The sequence below is a fragment of the Bacillus sp. GMa5/1 genome, from assembly GCF_050172015.1.
GTDB lineage: Bacteria > Bacillota > Bacilli > Bacillales > Bacillaceae_G > Bacillus_A > Bacillus_A cereus.
The window spans coordinates 1-20,623 of sequence record NZ_JBNLYC010000006.1 but is presented as its reverse complement, the minus strand read 5'-3'; the positions used below and the strand labels follow the sequence as shown (position 1 = coordinate 20,623).

Genomic DNA, 20,623 nt, shown 5'->3' with positions numbered 1-20,623 from the left:
ACGTTTTCAACCTCCCCTTCGCGAATAGTCCCTCTTTACTTTTCAACTTTTAACGTTTGTAAGTATGCATTTAATGCATCAATTTGATCATCCGTTAAGTTGCCATATTTGCCAGTCATTTTGTTTCCTGGCTTCATATTTTCAGGATCTTTCAGCCATTTTTTTAAGTTTTCTTCATTGTTTTCGGCAATACCGGCAACCATATCGCGATCCGCAAAGTTTGCTAAGTTTGGTGCGATACGAGCGGAAGGTGGTCTACTATCATTAGATCCAACTGCGTGACAACCAATACAGCTTTTATTAAATATTTCTTGGCCCTCTTGCGCCTTTGTTGAAGCTACTTCTTTCTTCCCATCAATCTTCTTCATATCAGCAAGCCATTTTTTGTACTCGCTTTCATCTAAAGCTTTCACTTTAAATTGCATTAAAGAATGTGATGGGCCGCAAAATTCTGTACAAAAACCATTATAAGTGCCCGATTTATCTGCCTTTAACCACATTTTGTTCACATTGTCTGTATTTGTATCCATTTTCCCTGCTAAAGATGGAACCCAAAATGAGTGTTTAATATCGGCACCCTTCAAATTTAAATACACTTTCTTACCTGTGGGGATGACCAAATCTTGCGAAGTTACTATCTTTTCTGATTTATAAGAAAATTCCCACCAATAAAGATTCGCTGTTACATCAACAACGATAGTATCTTTATCAATATTCTTTTTCTCCATCGCACTTACATCAGCAAGTTTGAATGTATATGTAACTGTTGGAACAGCTAAGATTAGTAAAAGAATAATCGGAATAACTGTCCATATAATTTCTAGCTTGTGATTCCCTTCAACTTGCTCTGGAATATAATCTTCCTGACCTTTCTTTTGTCGGAAACGCACAATTACATATAAGAAAATAATAGTAACTACTAGTACTACTCCTACCATGATTGCACTCGCCAGTAGAAGTAAATCATATTGCATTTTTGCTACTTCTCCTTGCGGAATTAAAGTAGATTGAAAGGCTTTACCGCATCCCCCTAACAGTAAAGCCAGCAGTGAAACGAACGAAAGCAGTCGCCACTGTTTCTTCATACAAACAACCCCCACTTTCCTTGTGAATTAGATTGTACTTTATAGTTAAGTAAAGTAAATCTCAACGTAAAGAAATCCAATTATGTCGTTGTCTTAGAAGAATGTAACTACAATCATTGATACAAATAAGATTGTTAAATAATTTAGGGAATAAACAAACATTTGCACGGACCATTTGATGTCATCTTTCTTACGGAAGCCATAAAATCCTAAAACGATCCATCCGATGTTAAGCAGTGTTGCAATTACCATAAATGTTATCCCTAGTCCACTCATATAAAATGGTAGTGGTAATAAACATACTGTCCAAATCATAATTTGGCGTTTCGTAATTTCAAATCCATGAACTACAGGAAGCATTGGAATTCCTGCATTTCGATATTCATCAACACGTTTCATTGCTAATGCAAGGAAATGTGGGATTTGCCAAATAAACATAATTAAAAATAACATCCAAGCAATTGGATGGCCTAAAGATGGATCGATTGCTGCCCATCCAATTAAAGGAGGAACTGCACCAGATATACTACCTACAACAGTATTTAGTGTATACTTTCTCTTTGTCCATAAACTATATAGAACAACATATGTGAAAGCACCAATAAATCCCATTAAGACTGCCATTGGTGTTGTTAATAATAAAAATACAAAACCAAGAAGTAATATGACTAGTCCAAATGTAAGTGCAAATCCTGGTTTATACTTTCCAGTAACCGTTGGACGGGTCTTTGTTCTTTCCATTAATGGATCGATGTCTCGATCAATGTAGTTGTTTAAACAACATACCCCTGCCATAATTAATCCTGAACCAACGATTGTAAAGAATAACTTATCCAGATTATCCATTACACTTAATCCATTAAAGTGTAATGCCAACCAAAATCCTGTAAATACAGTAAGTGTATTTGAGTTTACAATCCCCATTTTAACGAGTGCTTTTAAATCTTGTAACCGAGTTGTTTCCGGTACACTTGTAACAGCGGACTCATCATGCAGCTCACTTGTTGCATGGTTCATCACTCTAACCCCCTCTTAAAACTTTCATCTTTCTTTTTGCGCCTATTTCAAATGAAATAATTCGCTTCTATATAGCAATATTATTACAGTAGAAACATTGTTAACCCATTCTACTACTAATCTACGCCCATACTCCAATATATTAAATCATATTTCCCGAACATTTTGTGAAGAAAACATGAACTTTTTGTGTCGAATATAAAAAACTTCATTCTGACTTGTCCTTATCATAACATGATGTTACCTTCTATAATAAACTATTTTGTCCTATTTAACACGTATTCTCCCCATTTCTTTTCAAAATAGCCTATTTTTCACCCAAAATTTTCCTTGCGAACCCTGTTTTTACACCTATTTTCTCTCCCTTTCCTTCCCCCTCCATTTCTTTGCTATTTTATTATTTTTTATATATCATAGGAACTAGCGCGTTTTATTCTATACATAATGGAATGAAAATATTTCGCAATAACTTCATAGCAGAAAGATGGTGAAAGAGATTGCAACGCTTTATTAAATGGTTAGCAGTCATTACAAGCCTTGATTTATTAATAGTTTTATTAGGAGGCGCTTTAGTTACAAAAACAGGTTCTGGTCAAGGTTGTGGTAAATCATGGCCACTTTGTAACGGTGAATTTGTTCCATCTAATTTATCAATGGAAACTATTATTGAACTTAGCCACCGATTAACATCAGGATCAGCTGGAATTCTTGTCACTCTACTTTGTATTTTGTCCTGGAAATATTATAAACATGTGCGTGAAACAAAAACGTTAGCAATTTTATCCTTCGTATTTTTAGTTGCACAAGCATTAATGGGAGCAGCAGCAGTTGTTTGGGGACAAATGCCAGCTGTACTTGCTATCCATTTCGGTATTTCCTTAATTTCATTTGCTTCTGTCATTTTATTAACGTGTCTTATCTTTGAAATTGACCAAAAATTTGATGCACGTTCACTTATTATGGACAAAAAAATGAAATTTCATATTTATGGTGTAACAATTTACAGTTATATCGTCGTCTACACAGGTGCTTTAGTACGTCACGAACGAGCTAGCTTAGCCTGTCCAGACTTTCCTTTATGTAGCAAAAACAGACCTATGCCAACTCAACTACATGAATGGGTTCAAATGGGCCATAGAGTTGCAGCGATGTTAATTTTCGCTTGGATACTATACGCGATGATTCTCGCTATTCGCCATTACAAGCAGCAATCTGTAGTATATTGGGGATGGATTATTTCATTTATCCTTGTTACACTTCAAGCTGTAGTAGGAGTTTTAGTTGTATTTACAAACGCTAGTTTAGCAATGGCATTGTTACATTCTCTATTCATTTCTTGCTTGTTTGCCGTACTATGCTATTTAGTTATGCTAGGAACAAGAAGTAAAGTGAATGCCAAAGAAGCCGAATCAACTTCTAAACAAACAAAATAATTTAAAACTAAAATCCCTTGCCAATTCGGCAAGGGATTTTTTGCAATAAAAAAAGAGCTGTATTTACACAGCTCTTTTCTTATTTTAGTGATCTAATTCAATAAGTAAATCACCCGTTTGAATCGCATCACCATCGTTAACATATACTTTCTTCACTTTACCATTGAACGGCGCTTGAACTGTCGTTTCCATTTTCATCGCTTCTGTAATTGCCATAGAATCGCCTTTTTTCACTTCGTCGCCTTCTTTTACAACTACTTTAATTACCGTTCCTGGCATCGTTGCACTAATATGATTTGGATTCTCACGGTTTCCTTTCACACGTTGTGCAACTGTTGCTTTTACACTCTCGTCTTTCACGATAATTTCACGTGGTTGACCGTTAAATTCCAAGTAAAGAACACGGTTTCCATCCGGCTGAGGTTCTCCAATTGATACTAGTTTAACCATCAATGTTTTACCCTGTTCAATTTCTACATCAATTTCTTCACCTAGTCTCATACCATAGAAGAACGTCGGTGTATCAAGTACAGATACATTTCCATAAAGCTCAGCAACTTTTTCATAATCCATAAATACTTTTGGATATAAAGCATATGCTACTACATCAAAAATCGTTACTTCGCGTCCAAGTTTATGGAATAATTCTTCTTTTAACGCTTCGAAATCTACTGGCTCTAGTAATTCACCTGGTCTTACTGTTAATGGCTCTTTCCCTTTTAAAATAATCTTTTGTAATTCTTTCGGGAAACCACCGTACGGTTGACCTAAATCACCAGAGAACATTTCAACAACAGACCCTGGGAAGTCCATCGCATGTCCACGCTCTAAAACATCTTGTTCTGTCAGATGGTTTTGAACCATAAATAATGCCATATCACCAACAACTTTTGATGATGGTGTTACTTTTACAATATCTCCAAACATGTCATTCACACGGCGGTACATTACTTTCACTTCATCGAAGCGATCTCCTAAACCAACCGCCTTCGCTTGTTGCTGAAGATTACTATACTGCCCACCCGGCATTTCATGCATATATACCTCTGTATGAGGGGCATTCATACCACTTTCAAACGGTGCATAGTATTTGCGTACATCTTCCCAATAGTGAGATAGTTTTTCTAAAGAATCTATATTAACATCTGGTTGTCTTTCGTTTCCGCCTAACGCATAGTATAGCGTGTTCGCACTTGGTTGTGACGTTTGACCAGCCATAGAACTCACTGCTACATCGACGATATCAACACCTGCTTCAATTGCCTTCGTATACGTTAATATACCATTTCCACTCGTATCGTGCGTGTGCAGATGAATTGGAATCGACACTGTCTCTTTTAATGCAGAAACTAAATCATATGCTGCATTTGGTTTTAGTAAGCCCGCCATATCTTTAATACCTAAAATGTGAGCTCCTGATGCTTCTAACTCTTTTGCTAAATTTTTATAATAATTTAAATCATATTTACTACGCAGTGGATCATGAATATCCCCTGTGTAGCACATTGTTGCTTCTGCAATTTTACCAGTGTCTCGTACAGCGTCAATTGCAACTCTCATGCCTTCCACCCAGTTTAAACTATCAAAAATACGGAATACATCAATGCCTGCTTGAGCAGAACATTCCACAAATTTTTGAATTAAATTATCTGGATAGTTTTTGTATCCAACTGCGTTTGAAGAACGAAGTAACATTTGGAATAACACGTTCGGCATTTTTTCACGAAGATCTAGTAATCGTTCCCATGGATCTTCTTTTAAGAAACGATACGCAACATCAAACGTTGCACCGCCCCACATTTCCGCTGAGAATAGGTTCGGTAACATTCTCGCTGTTGGCTCCGCAATTTGATGTAAATCTTTTGTACGAATACGAGTTGCAAGTAATGACTGGTGTGCATCACGGAATGTTGTATCCGTTAAAAGTACACGTTTTTGATCCTGTACCCATTTTACTAATCCGTCCGCTCCACGCTCGTCCAAAATTTGTTTCGTTCCATTTTGGATTGGCTCTGAATGTTTTAAACATGGAATACGAGCATCTGGGAATATTGGTTTTTCTTTTTTCCCTACTCCTGGGAAACCATTTACTGTTACTGTACCAATGTAATTTAACATTTTCGTTCCACGGTCTTTACGTTTCGGGAACAAGAACAATTCAGGTGACGCATCGATAAATGAAGTATCATATTCTCCTGATAAGAAGTTTTTATGCTTTACTACATTCTCTAGGAATGGAATATTTGTTTTAATACCACGAATACGGAATTCTTTTAAGTTACGTTCCATTTTTGCAGCAGCTTGCTCAAAAGTAAGTGCCCAAGTTGTAACTTTTACAAGTAAAGAATCGTAGTACGGTGTAATAACTGCACCTTGGAAGCTATTCCCTGTATCAAGACGCACACCAAAACCACCACCTGATCGATACGCCATAATTTTTCCTGTATCCGGCATAAAATTATTTAGCGGATCTTCAGTTGTTACACGAGATTGAATTGCAAATCCATGTACAACTACTTCCTCTTGCTTCGGAACACCTACCATTTTGCTATGTAATGAATGTCCATCCGCTATTAAAATTTGTGATTGAACAATATCTACTCCCGTAATCATTTCTGTAATCGTATGTTCTACTTGAACACGTGGATTTACTTCAATAAAGTAAAACTCATCATCTTTTACAAGGAATTCTACTGTTCCTGCATTTAAATAGTTTACATTTTTCGTTAACTTCACAGCAGCATCACAAATACGCTGACGCAGATCATCTGAAAGTGATACACTCGGTGCAATTTCTACAACTTTTTGATGACGACGTTGTACAGAACAGTCACGCTCGTATAAATGAACAACATTGCCTTCTTCATCTGCTAAAATTTGTACTTCTATATGTTTAGGTTTTTCAACGAATTTTTCGACGTAAACTTCATCATTACCAAAAGCTGCTTTCGCTTCTGATTTCGCTCGATTATATGATTCTCCTAATTCCTCACTAGTACGCACAATACGCATACCACGACCGCCACCCCCAAGGGATGCTTTAATAATAATCGGGTAATCATACTTTTCAGCAAATTTTTCGACTTCTTCTAATGAATTTACTGGACCATCACTACCAGGTATAACTGGAATTTGTGCTAGCTGCGCTTGTGTTCTTGCTTTCACTTTATCTCCAAACATATCTAAATGCTTACTTTTCGGACCGATAAAGATAATTCCTTCTTCTTCACAACGTTTAGCGAATTGAATATTTTCTGACAAGAAACCATATCCAGGGTGGATTGCATCTACATGATTACTTTTTGCAATCTCAATAATGCCTTCAATATCTAGATAAGCATCAATTGGTTTTTTTCCTTCCCCAACTAAATAGGACTCATCGGCTTTATAGCGATGATAAGAACCACTATCCTCTTTAGAATAGATTGCAACTGTTTTTAATCCAAGTTCCGAACAAGCTCGAAACACACGAATTGCAATCTCTCCACGGTTAGCTACCAATACTTTTTGAATACGTTGCAGCTTTGTCATGATTTTCCCCCTCTACTTTCCTACCACTCTAGAGATAAAATATATACACACCTTAAAAAGCGTGAAGTTCTTCACTTTCCACATTATATTATACTTAGAAAGCTTCACTTTATTTTTATCCATCATACCTTATTTTCTAACAAATGATAAGTTTTCTGTGCAATTTGTTTCACAAAAATAGTATAGCATACCTCTTCCTTTTCTAACAACTTAATTGTATATCACATTTAAGTTAATGTGATATATCTTTTTAACTGAAAGAGAAATTAGTACATCATATTTAAAACTACTTAAAAATAAAAAACACATCATGCTCTAAAGCACAATGTGTTTTTATTTTACAACTACAAGATGTGGTCCATTTTGTTCTCTTTCTTTCATTAGACCATTCTGTTGTTTCTCTTGTCGTTTCACGTGACTAGCAATATTGAGTAGTATTCCCATTGCAAGTAGATTAGCTAATAAAGAACTTCCGCCGTAACTAACAAACGGTAATGGTACTCCTGTAAGTGGTATTACTCCAGACATACCACCGACATTGATAAACGTTTGAACTCCAAACAAGCTTGCAATTCCGATAGCTATTAAACTTCCAAATGGATCTGTACACTTTTGCGCAACTCTAAATGACCGAATAATAATAAGTAATAAACAGATTAAAATGATAGCTACACCTATAAAACCAAGTTCTTCAGATATAATTGCCATTATAAAATCCGTTTGCGGTTCTGGTAAATAACCATATTTTTGTACACTATTCCCTAATCCTCTACCATTAAGCCCTCCAGAAGCGATTCCAATAAATGAATTCACTAATTGAAACCCATCCTTTTGAGGATCATTAAACGGATCAAGGAAAACAGAAAAACGTGCCTTTTGATATGGATTTAATGCATAATTACCAAGAAGATATAGTGCCGGAATCCATACTATAGAAGTTAAAGCAATTCGTTTAATCCATAAGTTAACCTGTACTCCCGAACAAAGAAACATAATTCCTACTGTTCCTGCAATTAACAAATCAGTACCTAAATCATTTTGCTTTAATATTAAAAACATGATTATTCCAACACCAATAAGTACTGGACCTGACCCTTTGAAAACAGGTGTATTCGTTTCTTGTCTTTTCGCAAAAAAATGAGCTAAGACGAGAATAACTGTTATCTTAACAAATTCTGCAGGCTGTATTCCAAATATCCACCCGTTTGCACCGTTTACTGACTTAGTGAAAAAGGCAGCTGCAGCTAATAAGGCAACACTAGCACCGTAACTCCCCAACAAAAAAATTCGTTTTCTCCAAACTTTATATGGGATAGTAGCAATAATTATTAATACCATTGTCCCAACAACTAAAGTAATTAATTGTCTTTTAAAAAAGAAATTTGCTGGTTTATCAAATCTCGAAATCGCAACAATGGAACTCGAACTATATACCATTATTACCCCCAGCACACATAAAATAACAAGAGGAAGTAACAATGAATAATCCATTGATTTCCATACTTTTTTCATTTCATTTCCTCTTTCTGTTTCAATTTAATTATTGTTGTATTCCATATGTACATTGATTCTTCCTGCTTTATTATACAAATAAAAAGCTCAAACTAATTTAGTTTGAGCCCCCTTATTTGAACCCGTTATTGTTGTTTGTTTGTAAATGCTTCATGAAGTGCAGATAACTCACGTTCGAGCTCACCTAACATTGCTTTCCCTTGTTCTTCTGCAATAAGACCAAGGCGAACCGCAAAATCGACCTCGCGGGATAGTCCAAACATTTGTGTGTCTAACACTTCTTCATATAATGGACATTGCGGCATTGTAAGATGGTCCATTTGCACCTTAATAAGTCTTAAAATCTTCTCTGCATCCGCTTGTAGAAGGGCTAGTGCCTTTTCCTGATGATTTGCTACTGTCTCAGACGCCAAATTGATTCCCTCCGTTTCCGTCCTACTCTCCTCTATCCTATCTATTAATATTAGCGATAGTTTTAATAAATTGCAATAGAAACATTTTTTGTGACAACAGTGTCTAATACTATTATACTGAAAAGTGGGAGTATAACACAAATGGGGGAACAACAATGAGCGAAATTTTATTTATTAACGGAAAAGTACGTTTTCCAATCACTATTGATCCAACTGTTTGGATCTTTGATGATCGAAAAGTAGATTTGACAACTTACTTTGATGAAACTAGAGAAAACACGTCTGAACTAGAAACTTATTTAAAAAACACTTCAGAACATTGGGATCGCGAAATCCGTGATGGTGCCGCTTTTCCTCCAATACAACAAAGTGTGAAGAAATATAAAAAAGAACAGCTGATTACTGGAACATTTGGTATACCATTTCATCCATTCCTTGCTAACGCTGAAATTTTAGAGGACGCTACGCAAGTTAAAATTGAAACGGTAGATCATACAATGACACTTCCATTAGAAACTGTCAAAAATGCTATACTAGGCTTTTCAAAAGAAGGAAAACCATTAAAAGAAGACGGGCCTGTTCATCTCTATTTCAATGATGGATCTAATCAACAAAATCCAATCCGTAACATCCGTAAATTTACAATTATTTAAAGAAAAGGAGTGAGCTTAAGCTCACTCCTTTTTACAATAAATCTGCTGCTAGTTGAGCTAAATTAGATCGCTCCCCTTTAACAAACTTCACATGACCACTAATGCGCTGTTCTTTAAACTTCTCTACAACATATGTTAAGCCATTATTATATTCATCTAAATATGGGTGATCAATTTGCTGAGGATCTCCCATCAATACAATCTTACTCTTTTCCCCTACCCTAGTTAATATCGTTTTCACTTCATGCTTTGTTAAATTTTGTGCTTCGTCAATGATAATGAACTGATCTGGAATACTTCTCCCGCGTATATAAGTAAGGGCTTCTACTTCAATCGAACCCATTCCAGCTAAAATAGCATCTAACTCTCCTGGCTTTTTCGTATTAAATAAATACTCTAGGTTATCAAAAATTGGCTGCATCCATGGTCTTAACTTTTCTTCTTTTTCTCCTGGTAAATAACCGATATCTTTTCCGACTGGAACAATTGGTCTTGCCACAAGTAATTTTTTATATAACCCTAAGTCTTCTGTTTGCATAAGTCCCGAAGCTAACGCAAGTAACGTTTTTCCTGTGCCGGCTTTCCCCGTTAACGTTACAAGCGGAATATCTTCACGAAGCAACAATTCTAATCCCATAATTTGCTGCACATTTCGTGGTCGTATCCCCCACACTTGTTCATTGTGAAAAATAAGTTTCTTTACCTTCTTACCTAAGTGATCCACAATGCCAAGAGCAGAACTAGAGCCCCCTAATGCATCTTTCATCACTACAAACTGATTTGGGTAAAAAGGATGATTCGCAATTTCAGATAGAGGCAATTCACCTTTCTCATAAAAATAATCCAATTGTTCTTTTGATATATATCCTTCTAAAAAGCCAGAATATATATTTTCTACTTCAATTACGCGATCACTTAAATAATCTTCAGCCTTCAAACCAATTGCATCAGCTTTTACCCTTACGAGTACATCTTTACTTACCAAAATAACAGACTTCCCGTCCTCTTTTTCCTGTTCTTCTAAAGATAGATTTTTTGCTACAGCTAAAATTCGATTATCATTTGTTTTTTCTACAAAAATATCTTGTAGTTGAACAAATGAACGATGGTTCAATTCAATACGAAATGTTCCGCCGTTTTCTAGCGGGATACTTTCATGCAGCTTTCCTATTTCACGAAATTTATCTATTAACTTAGATACATAACGAGCGTTTCGTCCTACTTCATCCATATAACGTTTTTTCGAATCAACCTCTTCTAATACAACTGCTGGAATCACTACTTCATTGGTTTCAAATGAAAAAATAGATAAAGGATCCTGCAAAAGTACATTCGTATCTAACACATAAATTTTATCCAACCTGTTACCCCCTGACTCCACTTTTAAATTTGTAGAACAAGGGTTTCATCCATACAATATGGACGAACCATTGTTATAATTATATGTACCGTGTAAACGAGGTAGAATCGAAAATCATAGTCATTAAACCTTTTATTTATTCTTTATTCATTTCTATTCAATATATTACTTTTTATTATAATTATTAACGTTAAATCACAATAACCGATTACAAAAGTGAATAAACGAATTTCCTATTTAGCATCTTTATAATTCTCTTATCCCTACTAACACTTCATTATCCAGCTTTTTCGCTGCCCGAAGATCATATGTTTTTTCATATGTTGGTTCAATTGCAAGTTTCGCTCCATAAAACATAACATCACGCACTTCTTGCACATTTACTTCTATTACAGTTAATTTTAGAGAAATACCTTCCATTCTATCTGTCAAAATTTCACCTGCACCACTTATAGAAAATACGGATTCATTCGCCATTATAGTCAATACCACACCTGTATTATGCCGTATATTTTCCACAATACGTGAACGTTGATCTACTGCAAATCGAATACTAGTTTTACTCACTGCATACACCCAAGAAATAGCACTTACGTTAGGAACTTGCTTTTCGAAATCTGTCGTTGCTATCATAACAATACACTCTTTACGCAACGTTTGTACTAAATCCTCTGTTAAGGTAGGCTCTACTACATTCGCCATATTTTCACCTCCAAACATACTTGGTATATCCTTATCATAACTTATTTTTTGAATTGCGAAAATATTATTTTTTCCCACTATTATTCAAAAACATTATACTTCCATGATATACTTATACTGATAGAATTCGTATTGAGGTGACGAAATGAGAGTCAAATGTATGATTTGTGATAAAAAAGATATGTTAGATGATGAAAATCCTATGGCAAAAAAACTGCGTAATCGCCCTATTCATACATATATGTGCATGGAATGTTCGGAACGAATTGCAGAGCGTACAATGGAACGTCATGCAAGTGGTAATTTCCGATTATATCGTGATAAAAAAATCGAAGATGATTGGTAAAATGTAAATAAGTCCTTACTCATATAGATAAGGACTTATTTATATTTTTCTGGTTCACGATTCATCTGATCCAAAAAACAATCAATGGCTTCTAACGGAAACCTTGCAGATTTCCGTTCTCCATTCATTTCATATGTAATTAAATACATTTCCTCGTTCTTTTCGACTTCCACATTTCTTAATTTATGTTCTTCATATATCATATTTTGAAATAACAAATATGTTTCTTTTGCAGCACTATCATCTGGGCGTGCTTCCGCAACTGTTTTAATTGTTAACCAATTATATAGTGCATCTTGTACTGAACGCATGAAAACTCCCCTTCCTTATCCTGCTTTTTGTTGTTTCGCTTGACGCAAACGCAATCTATAAATTCCAAGTACAATTGCCGCTACAACAAGTCCTTCTCCAACAGGTAAAAACACAGCAAAAAAGGTTAATACTGTGCATCCAATTGCTAATGATATGTATATCACAATATTTTTTAGTACAGACAACTTTCTAGCAAACCCTAAATTATAAACGAGAGCACTTAATATAATAATCGTCCCATAAAGTAACCACATTCCTAACTCTGGATTTTCATCTACCTTACACAATTTTGCAAAAAAAGACATCCTTTCTAACACACTCTTCCCCCCTAGCAGTAAAATGCAATTTTCTTTATACACTTAATACAAGAGTAACTCGCAAAAAAAATACTGTCCACAAAAATGAGTAAATATTCTAAAAAATAAACAAAATAAAAAAACAACGCCCTTTATAAAGGGCGTTGTTTTTTTATTTTTACGCTTCGACAGATTTCTTTTTCTTAGCAGCTCTTTCGCGCTCACTCTTATCAAGAATCTTTTTACGTAGACGAATTGATTCTGGAGTTACTTCACAGAACTCGTCATCGTTTAAGTACTCTAATGATTCTTCTAAAGTCATTAGGCGTGGTTTCTTCATTGTTGAAGTTTGATCTTTCGTCGCAGAACGAATGTTAGTTTGTTGTTTCATTTTCACAACGTTAACTGTTAAGTCATTCTCACGAGTGTGTTCTCCTACAATCATACCAGCATATACTTCTGTACCTGGTTCAACGAAGATTACACCACGGTCTTCAACTTGCATAATACCGTATTGTGATGCTTTTCCTGTTTCAAGTGAAACTAGAACACCTTGACGACGTCCACCAACTTGTCCAGCGTGTACTGGTTGGTAGCAATCGAATGTATGGTTTAAAATACCGTAACCACGAGTTAATGTTAAGAATTCTGTTGTGTAACCAATTAAACCACGTGCTGGAACCATGAAAGTAAGGCGAACTTGACCGTTTCCGTTATTCACCATATCTAACATTTCACCTTTACGTGCACCCATAGATTCCATAATAGAACCAGTGTATTCTTCAGGTACATCGATTTGTACACGCTCTACAGGCTCACATCTTACGCCATCAACTTCTTTAATGATTACTTCTGGCTTAGATACTTGTAATTCATAACCTTCACGACGCATGTTTTCAATTAAGATAGATAAATGTAGTTCCCCACGTCCAGATACGATCCACGCATCAGGAGAATCTGTATTATCTACACGTAAACTTACATCTGTTTCTAATTGTGAACGAAGACGCTCTTCAATTTTACGAGATGTAATGTATTTACCTTCACGACCTGCAAATGGGCTGTTATTTACAAGGAACGTCATTTGTAGTGTTGGCTCATCAATACGTAATAATGGTAACGCATCTTGATGTTCAACTGGACATACTGTTTCACCTACGTTAATGTCTTCCATACCAGAAACGGCTACTAAGTCCCCTGCTTTTGCTTCTTCAATTTCTTGACGTTTTAATCCCATGTAACCGAATAATTTCGTTACGCGGAATTGCTTCACGCTTCCGTCTACTTTCATTAAAGCAACTTGTTGTCCAACCTTCATTGTACCGCGGAATACGCGACCAACTCCAATACGTCCAACGTAGTCGTTGTAATCAAGAAGTGCTACTTGGAATTGAAGTGGCTCTTCGCTGTTATCAATTGGTGCTGGAATATGTTCGATAATTGTATCGAATAATGATTTCATATTCTCTTCTTGATTTGCTGGGTTTGAATCTAAGCTTGCTGTTCCGTTCATTGCTGATGCAAATACAACTGGGAACTCTAATTGATCTTCGTTTGCACCAAGCTCAATGAATAAGTCGATTACTTCATCAACTACTTCATCTGGACGAGCGAAGTCACGGTCAATTTTGTTTACAACTACGATTGGAGTTAAGTTTTGCTCAAGAGCTTTCTTTAAAACAAATCGTGTTTGTGGCATACAACCTTCATATGCATCAACAACAAGTAAAACACCATCAACCATTTTCATGATACGTTCTACTTCTCCACCGAAGTCAGCGTGACCAGGTGTATCTAAAATGTTAATTCTTTTATCTTCATAGTGAATCGCTGTATTTTTCGCTAAAATTGTAATACCGCGTTCTCTTTCTAGATCATTTGAATCCATTGCGCGTTCTTCAACGTGTTCGTTCGCACGGAAAGTCCCCGCTTGACGTAATAACTGGTCAACAAGTGTTGTTTTACCATGGTCAACGTGGGCAATAATTGCTATATTACGTAAATCTTGTCGTTTTTTCAACATGTCCAACTCCTAATGTCTTTTTAATCCTTCTCTATTATAAGAGCGAAGGGGATACAATAGCAATTAAAATAAAAGCAAGAATGAAAATATAGTTGTATTCTTACTTTTGTGAAAGTAAAATGAGATTGGAGGGTGAAGAAATGGAACACATTCAATATCGCTTTTTATTAACTGCAATTATCGGTGTTATTTTCTTAATCGGTATCGGCATTATGATTGCTGAAAATAGTCCAATCGGTATTATTATTTGCATTATCGGCACATTTGTTACAGTTGGATACGGTTTTGTAACAAAAAGAAAAATGCGCAAATCACAATAACGCTAAAAAGTAAGAAGCTTATACACAGCCTCTTACTTTTTTTGTTGCTCTCATATAAACGATAACACTTCTTCATACACTCCTGGTTTTGCAACTAACACACTGCTCTTCTCTATGATAGAAAGTGGCGCTCCAGAGAATGTCGTCACCTTACCTCCAACTTCTTCTACAATTATCTTTCCTCCGCCAAAATCCCATGGTGATAATCTCGGCGTTACATATGCATCTATTCTTCCTGTTGCAACGTATACCATCTCTAACGCTGCACAGCCATATGATCTTGTGCCTCTTGCTTTCTTAACAAGTGCCATCATACTTTCCATATTAAGCAATGGATTATCTGTAAGCCATATCGCATTTAAAGCTACAATACCTTGCTCTACAGTTCCTTTTTTCAGTGGAGGAATTGATATATCATTACAAAAAGCTCCATATCCCTTGACTGCATGATATAGTTCATCATGCACTGGATCATATATAAGTCCAATCTTTCCGATACCGTTCTCATAAATCCCAATTGAAATCGCAAAATTTCTTTTTTGATGAACAAAGTTCATCGTGCCGTCAATTGGATCAATTAACCAAACAACCCCGTCAGAAGACGTTATCTCGTCTCCATAACCCTCTTCTCCTAAAATATTATGATTCGGGAATGTTTCTTTAATTTTCCCAATTAAAAACTGTTCTATCTCTCGGTCCATATTTGTAACTAAGTCAGCTGCATTTGATTTTGTTTCTATAATAAGTGCTTTTTTCATTGATGCCATTAAATGCTCTCCTGCATCCCGAATCCACCGTTTGGCGTGTGCATCAATGTCTTTCCATACTTCTTGCATGTTTAAACACTCCGATCTATACTGTTCACAGAAAAAACGAACCCTTTATAAGGTTCGCACCAACTAATTTTTTATACATATACTATTATTACGCCTCTAAACGAATCATTTCAAGTCTTAACACTTCTAACTTTTGTACACACTCTTCTTTTTTCTGTTTGTCATCTTCCATCATCGCATCATATAAAGTTGCTAATTCATAATCTAGCTCCAAACGTAGCACCGGTATTCTCTTTTCAGCATCTGTTCTCTTTAACGCATTAATCACCTGTCTCATATTATTTGCCTCCTCCCAATATTCGTCTGCCCTCGGACTAGAATTAATTCAATTTTCTGATTTTTTGTTTTATACTATACTATGTTGGATAAATCATCTATGCAACAAAATTATATTTTTTTATTTAAATTTTTTTGTGCTGTTTTTTTTATGAATAGTACAAGCTATGCTAAAATAAAAGCAAAATAGGAGTTGGAGGAACAATCATGACAATACAAACATTCAAGTCAACTGATTTTGATGTCTTTACAGTTGATGGTCTCGAAGAACGAATGAGTGCAATTAAAACGAACATTCATCCTAAGCTAGAAGCTTTAGGGGAACAATTTGCAGAATACTTATCCAAACAAACTGATGAGAACTTTTTTTATCATGTTGCAAAACACGCACGCCGCAAAGTCAATCCACCAAACGATACTTGGGTTGCTTTTTCAACAAATAAACGAGGATATAAAATGCTACCGCATTTCCAAATCGGCTTATGGGGTACTCATGCCTTCATATACTTTGGTTTAATCTATGAGTGTCCACAAAAAGTTGAGACGGCTCATGCCTTCTTAGAACATTTAAATGATTTAAAAACAAATATTCCAAATGACTTCGTTTGGTCCATTGACCATACTAAACCAAGTGTGAAATTACATAAAACACTTGAAACCGAAGACTTACAAAAGATGATTGAACGATTAGCTACTGTAAAAAAAGCAGAATTATTAGTTGGTATTCATATATCACCAGAGGAGTTTTCAGCAATGACCAACGAACAATTCCTTGCTAAGATTGAATCTACGATGCAATCACTCCTTCCTTTATATGCACTGTGTAATCGATAGTAGAAAACGGACAATTTATATTGTCCGTTTTTAGTTGTTATCACATTATATCACTTCAGTTTTTATTTTTCAAAATATTTTTTACATTTTTACGAGCTTTTGTTCTTCGACTTCTTTTGCCCTTTGAATAGCACGATATATAGAGTATCCACTTACTTCTTGAAATTCTTTATCAATTTTCTTTTCTTCTGCTTTCGATGGAACAATCTCTTTAAAACGACGATATAAACCCATTAACTCTTCTCTTATAATCCCTTTTTCATAAGCTTTCTCAATCGCTTCATAAAACTTAACAATTGTAACCATTTCCTCATTTGACCAATCATAATCTAACGGATATTGATATTCCATTTCGCACCTCATTTATCATTTCTTCTTGTTTCATTATGCTATCTTAAAGAGAATATTTTATTCTTCATTATAGCCACTCTGCATTATACACTATTTATTCATTTTAATGGAATTGTCTTCCTCTATTCATTAGTTGAGGCTAACTATTAAACATACTCACCTTAAAAACATTTTTTTCTATACATCTATAATTATTGGTGATATAATGCTTTTGTTTTATAGAAAATAAAGTGAAGCTACCATCTCAAAAACGATTTTTTGAATGGCAGAAAAACAAGCCTTATTCTAAAAAAGGCTACACTTTTTTAGAGCAGGATTATATAAAACAAATTACACTAAATATTATGAAGAAGAAGGGGTGTATAGATTGTCCCAATACGAAACACCATTGTTTACCGCTTTAGTTGAGCACAGTAAGCGAAATCCAATTCAATTCCATATTCCTGGTCATAAAAAAGGACAGGGCATGGATCCTACATTTCGCGAATTTATTGGGCATAATGCATTAGCAATTGATTTAATTAATATTGCGCCACTCGATGATTTACATCATCCAAAAGGTATGATTAAAGAAGCACAGGATTTAGCAGCCGCTGCATTCGGTGCAGATCATACTTTCTTTTCTATTCAAGGTACAAGTGGCGCTATTATGACAATGGTGATGAGCGTTTGCGGTCCTGGTGACAAAATCCTAGTACCACGAAACGTGCATAAATCAGTAATGTCAGCTATTATTTTCTCAGGTGCAAAACCGATTTTCATGCATCCTGAAATCGATCCGAAGCTCGGTATTTCTCATGGAATCACAATTCAATCTGTCAAAAAAGCACTTGAAGAGCACTCAGATGCAAAGGGCTTACTTGTTATTAACCCAACGTACTTTGGGTTTGCTGCAGACTTAGAACAGATTGTACAATTAGCACATTCTTATGACATCCCTGTACTAGTCGACGAGGCTCATGGTGTTCATATTCATTTTCACGATGAATTACCTATGTCAGCGATGCAAGCTGGTGCGGATATGGCAGCAACAAGTGTTCACAAATTAGGAGGCTCTTTAACTCAAAGTTCTATTCTTAATGTGAAAGAAGGCTTAGTGAATGTAAAGCATGTCCAATCTATTATTAGTATGCTTACAACTACATCAACTTCTTACATCTTGTTAGCATCCCTTGATGTTGCGAGAAAACGTCTTGCTACAGAAGGAACAGCACTCATAGAACAAACAATACAATTAGCTGAGCATGTTCGTGATGCTATAAATTCTATTGAGCATCTTTACTGTCCTGGAAAAGAAATGTTAGGTACAGATGCTACCTTTAACTATGATCCTACAAAGATAATTGTATCTGTAAAAGATTTAGGTATTACCGGCCACCAAGCTGAAGTATGGCTTAGAGAGCAATATAACATTGAAGTAGAACTCTCAGATCTATACAACATACTATGTCTTATCACTTTGGGAGATACAGAAAGTGATACAAATACACTTATTGCAGCTTTACACGATTTAGCAGCAACATTTAGAAATAGGGCAGATAAAGGTGTTCAAGTACAAGTAGAGATTCCAGAAATTCCAGTGCTAGCACTTTCTCCTCGAGATGCTTTTTATTCGGAAACAGAAGTCATCCCATTTGAAAATGCAGCGGGTCGTATTATAGCTGATTTTGTTATGGTTTATCCGCCAGGGATTCCAATCTTTACTCCGGGGGAAATTATTACACAAGAAAACTTAGAGTATATTCGGAAAAACTTAGAAGCAGGTTTACCTGTACAAGGTCCTGAAGATATGACATTACAAACATTACGTGTTATTAAAGAGTACAAGCCTATCAGTTGATAGGCTTTTTTTTCACCTTTTTTCCTTTTCTTCATACGATACTTAAGAATGTAACGTATAGGTGGGGATACTATTATGATTGTAATAGGCCGTTCTATTGTACATCCTTATATTACAAATGAATATGAGCCATTTGCAGCAGAGAAACAACAAATTTTATCAATAATGGCAGGAAATCAAGAAGTTTATTCCTTCCGAACAGCTGATGAACTCAGCTTTGATCTCAATTTACGAGTTAATATTATTATCTCTGCACTAGAGCTTTTTCAAAGTGGATTTCAGTTTCGCACATTTCAACAATCCTTTTGCAACCCCCAGTATTGGAAAAGAACATCCCTTGGAGGATTCGAGCTTCTTCCAAACATACCATCTTCTATTGCCATACAAGATATTTTTAAAAATGGAAAACTATATGGAACTGAATGCGCAACCGCTATGATCATTATTTTTTATAAAGCTTTACTATCATTGTATGAGGAAGAAACTTTCAATCGTCTATTTGCAAATCTTTTACTTTATACATGGGACTACGATCAAGATCTAAGGCTCATAACAAAAAACGGTGGCGATCTTGTTCCAGGTGACCTCGTTTACTTTAAAAACCCACAAGTGAATCCAGCTACGATTGAGTGGCAAGGAGAAAACACAATCTATTTAGGAAATTTCTTTTTTTACGGACATGGCGTGGGCGTAAAAACAAAAGAAGAAATTATTTATTCATTAAATGAACGAAGAGTCCCTTACGCTTTTATTTCAGCTTTCTTGACCGATACTATTACCCGTATCGATAGCCGTATAATGAGCCAATATGCTTCTTCTAGTACACCACAGACATCCATAAGCTTTATTCCAATTAGAGATGATGCAATCGTTGCAACAGTTGGTCATACAACTACAATTTATTAAAAAAGCGCCTACACATGTAGGCGCTTTTTCTTATTATTAAGCTTTTGTATGTTCTTTATGGTCACATTCGCAATGAGATCCACATTTCCCGTATAGTACTGTTGATTTTTCATCTTCAAAATGTCCAATTGTTCCTTCACATACTTGGCATACGATTGTTCCCATTTTCATTTCCCCCTGAGTTTTAATAGTAATCTATTTATTTATCATTAAGCTTTCGCATTATCTTTTCTAGCACAGTCACAATTTGTTCCACATTTTCCGTAAAGTACCGTCGTTTTCTCATCTTCAAAATGTCCGATTGTTCCTTCACATACTTGGCATACGATTGTTCCCATTTTCATTTCCCCCTAAGTTTATGGTCCTAAAAACTTTTAGCTGTCCATTTCCTATCAATTATTGGGCTTTTGTATGCTCTGTGTGATCACATCCGCAAGATCCACATTTCCCGTAAAGTACCGTTACTTTCTCATCTTCGAAGTGTGCAATTGTACCTTCACAATCTTGACATACGATTGTTCCCATTTTTCATTTCCCCCTAAGTTTATAATCCCAAAAACTTTTTGTAACCGCTTAA

23 protein-coding genes are annotated in these 20,623 nt (G+C 35.5%); 7 read left to right on the top strand and 16 right to left on the bottom strand.

Going from position 1 to position 20,623, the window contains the following annotated elements; all coding sequences use genetic code 11:
* Nucleotides 1–35: 35 nt before the first annotated feature.
* Both coxB and ctaB read right to left on the bottom strand, forming a co-directional pair.
* Nucleotides 36–1,085 (bottom strand): cytochrome c oxidase subunit II, encoded by a 1,050-nt coding sequence (gene coxB, locus ACQGSG_RS02795; RefSeq protein WP_000745268.1) that lies wholly within the window; start codon nt 1,083–1,085, stop codon nt 36–38.
* Nucleotides 1,086–1,178: 93 nt separating this feature from the next.
* Entirely contained in the window at nt 1,179–2,102 is a 924-nt protein-coding gene (gene ctaB / locus ACQGSG_RS02790; protein ID WP_001015056.1) for a protoheme IX farnesyltransferase, read from the bottom strand.
* A gap of 497 nt (nt 2,103–2,599) precedes the next feature.
* On the opposite strand from ctaB, the gene ctaA reads away from it, so the two are divergent.
* Nucleotides 2,600–3,535: a heme A synthase gene (gene ctaA, locus ACQGSG_RS02785; RefSeq protein WP_001188747.1), complete on the top strand. Its 936-nt coding sequence runs from the start codon at nt 2,600–2,602 to the stop codon at nt 3,533–3,535.
* A gap of 84 nt (nt 3,536–3,619) precedes the next feature.
* On the opposite strand, the gene pyc is transcribed toward ctaA, so the two are convergent.
* From pyc to ACQGSG_RS02770, 3 genes are all read right to left on the bottom strand, one after another.
* Nucleotides 3,620–7,066 carry a pyruvate carboxylase gene (pyc, locus tag ACQGSG_RS02780; RefSeq protein WP_000164087.1) on the bottom strand — a complete coding sequence of 1,149 codons (3,447 nt, stop codon included), beginning with the start codon at nt 7,064–7,066 and terminating at the stop codon, nt 3,620–3,622.
* Nucleotides 7,067–7,399: 333 nt separating this feature from the next.
* Nucleotides 7,400–8,578, bottom strand: a complete 1,179-nt coding sequence (locus ACQGSG_RS02775) for an FtsW/RodA/SpoVE family cell cycle protein (RefSeq protein ID WP_000758406.1) — start codon at nt 8,576–8,578, stop codon at nt 7,400–7,402.
* Nucleotides 8,579–8,703: 125 nt separating this feature from the next.
* A complete protein-coding gene (locus ACQGSG_RS02770) occupies nt 8,704–8,991 on the bottom strand; it encodes a YlaN family protein (protein WP_000135694.1) in 288 nt (95 codons plus the stop codon).
* 155 nt (nt 8,992–9,146) lie between these two features.
* Between ACQGSG_RS02770 and ACQGSG_RS02765 the strand changes: the two genes are divergently transcribed.
* Nucleotides 9,147–9,644: a hypothetical protein gene (locus ACQGSG_RS02765; RefSeq protein ID WP_001289811.1), complete on the top strand. Its 498-nt coding sequence runs from the start codon at nt 9,147–9,149 to the stop codon at nt 9,642–9,644.
* Between the two features lie 31 nt (nt 9,645–9,675).
* Here ACQGSG_RS02765 and ACQGSG_RS02760 read toward each other — a convergent pair whose 3' ends face one another.
* Nucleotides 9,676–11,004: a PhoH family protein gene (locus tag ACQGSG_RS02760; RefSeq protein WP_000358083.1), complete on the bottom strand. Its 1,329-nt coding sequence runs from the start codon at nt 11,002–11,004 to the stop codon at nt 9,676–9,678.
* Between the two features lie 246 nt (nt 11,005–11,250).
* Nucleotides 11,251–11,706 carry a pyridoxamine 5'-phosphate oxidase family protein gene (locus ACQGSG_RS02755; RefSeq protein ID WP_000024597.1) on the bottom strand — a complete coding sequence of 152 codons (456 nt, stop codon included), beginning with the start codon at nt 11,704–11,706 and terminating at the stop codon, nt 11,251–11,253.
* 145 nt (nt 11,707–11,851) lie between these two features.
* Between ACQGSG_RS02755 and ACQGSG_RS02750 the strand changes: the two genes are divergently transcribed.
* A complete protein-coding gene (locus ACQGSG_RS02750; RefSeq protein ID WP_002082250.1) occupies nt 11,852–12,052 on the top strand; it encodes a YlaI family protein in 201 nt (66 codons plus the stop codon).
* A 35-nt stretch (nt 12,053–12,087) separates the two neighbouring features.
* Here the strand turns inward: ACQGSG_RS02750 and ACQGSG_RS02745 are convergent, their stop codons facing one another.
* The 3 genes from ACQGSG_RS02745 to typA form a co-directional block, all read right to left on the bottom strand.
* A complete protein-coding gene (locus ACQGSG_RS02745) occupies nt 12,088–12,363 on the bottom strand; it encodes a hypothetical protein (RefSeq protein ID WP_001258147.1) in 276 nt (91 codons plus the stop codon).
* Nucleotides 12,364–12,378: 15 nt separating this feature from the next.
* Nucleotides 12,379–12,681, bottom strand: a complete 303-nt coding sequence (locus tag ACQGSG_RS02740) for a YlaH-like family protein (protein WP_000893662.1) — start codon at nt 12,679–12,681, stop codon at nt 12,379–12,381.
* A gap of 157 nt (nt 12,682–12,838) precedes the next feature.
* The gene (typA, locus tag ACQGSG_RS02735; protein ID WP_000914762.1) at nt 12,839–14,683 is read right to left on the bottom strand and encodes a translational GTPase TypA; all 1,845 of its coding nucleotides are present in this window, start codon (nt 14,681–14,683) and stop codon (nt 12,839–12,841) included.
* Nucleotides 14,684–14,823: 140 nt separating this feature from the next.
* On the opposite strand from typA, the gene ACQGSG_RS02730 reads away from it, so the two are divergent.
* Nucleotides 14,824–15,003, top strand: coding sequence for a DUF5325 family protein (locus tag ACQGSG_RS02730; protein WP_000400127.1), 180 nt, complete (start codon nt 14,824–14,826; stop codon nt 15,001–15,003).
* A 50-nt stretch (nt 15,004–15,053) separates the two neighbouring features.
* On the opposite strand, the gene ACQGSG_RS02725 is transcribed toward ACQGSG_RS02730, so the two are convergent.
* Both ACQGSG_RS02725 and ACQGSG_RS02720 read right to left on the bottom strand, forming a co-directional pair.
* Complete coding sequence (locus ACQGSG_RS02725) at nt 15,054–15,839, bottom strand: inositol monophosphatase family protein (protein WP_001158704.1); 786 nt, start codon at nt 15,837–15,839, stop codon at nt 15,054–15,056.
* 88 nt (nt 15,840–15,927) lie between these two features.
* Nucleotides 15,928–16,116: a hypothetical protein gene (locus ACQGSG_RS02720; RefSeq protein WP_001250164.1), complete on the bottom strand. Its 189-nt coding sequence runs from the start codon at nt 16,114–16,116 to the stop codon at nt 15,928–15,930.
* 206 nt (nt 16,117–16,322) lie between these two features.
* Here ACQGSG_RS02720 and ACQGSG_RS02715 point away from each other — a divergent pair, with 206 nt between their 5' ends.
* Nucleotides 16,323–16,949, top strand: coding sequence for a YktB family protein (locus ACQGSG_RS02715; RefSeq protein ID WP_000155317.1), 627 nt, complete (start codon nt 16,323–16,325; stop codon nt 16,947–16,949).
* Nucleotides 16,950–17,030: 81 nt separating this feature from the next.
* On the opposite strand, the gene ACQGSG_RS02710 is transcribed toward ACQGSG_RS02715, so the two are convergent.
* On the bottom strand, nt 17,031–17,300 hold the full coding sequence (locus tag ACQGSG_RS02710) for a UPF0223 family protein (protein ID WP_000456552.1): 270 nt from the start codon (nt 17,298–17,300) through the stop codon (nt 17,031–17,033).
* 367 nt (nt 17,301–17,667) lie between these two features.
* Here ACQGSG_RS02710 and speA point away from each other — a divergent pair, with 367 nt between their 5' ends.
* Both speA and ACQGSG_RS02700 read left to right on the top strand, forming a co-directional pair.
* A complete protein-coding gene (speA, locus tag ACQGSG_RS02705; protein WP_000084898.1) occupies nt 17,668–19,140 on the top strand; it encodes an arginine decarboxylase in 1,473 nt (490 codons plus the stop codon).
* Nucleotides 19,141–19,215: 75 nt separating this feature from the next.
* Nucleotides 19,216–20,046, top strand: a complete 831-nt coding sequence (locus tag ACQGSG_RS02700) for a protein-glutamine gamma-glutamyltransferase (protein WP_000635342.1) — start codon at nt 19,216–19,218, stop codon at nt 20,044–20,046.
* A 36-nt stretch (nt 20,047–20,082) separates the two neighbouring features.
* Here ACQGSG_RS02700 and ACQGSG_RS02695 read toward each other — a convergent pair whose 3' ends face one another.
* Genes ACQGSG_RS02695 through ACQGSG_RS02685 form a run of 3 tightly spaced genes read right to left on the bottom strand, consistent with a single transcriptional unit; the run spans nt 20,083 to nt 20,571 of the window.
* Nucleotides 20,083–20,211 carry a GapA-binding peptide SR1P gene (locus ACQGSG_RS02695; protein WP_000536796.1) on the bottom strand — a complete coding sequence of 43 codons (129 nt, stop codon included), beginning with the start codon at nt 20,209–20,211 and terminating at the stop codon, nt 20,083–20,085.
* A gap of 44 nt (nt 20,212–20,255) precedes the next feature.
* Nucleotides 20,256–20,384 carry a GapA-binding peptide SR1P gene (locus ACQGSG_RS02690; RefSeq protein WP_000536803.1) on the bottom strand — a complete coding sequence of 43 codons (129 nt, stop codon included), beginning with the start codon at nt 20,382–20,384 and terminating at the stop codon, nt 20,256–20,258.
* A gap of 58 nt (nt 20,385–20,442) precedes the next feature.
* Nucleotides 20,443–20,571, bottom strand: coding sequence for a GapA-binding peptide SR1P (locus ACQGSG_RS02685; protein WP_000536778.1), 129 nt, complete (start codon nt 20,569–20,571; stop codon nt 20,443–20,445).
* Between the last annotated feature and the right edge of the window lie 52 nt (nt 20,572–20,623).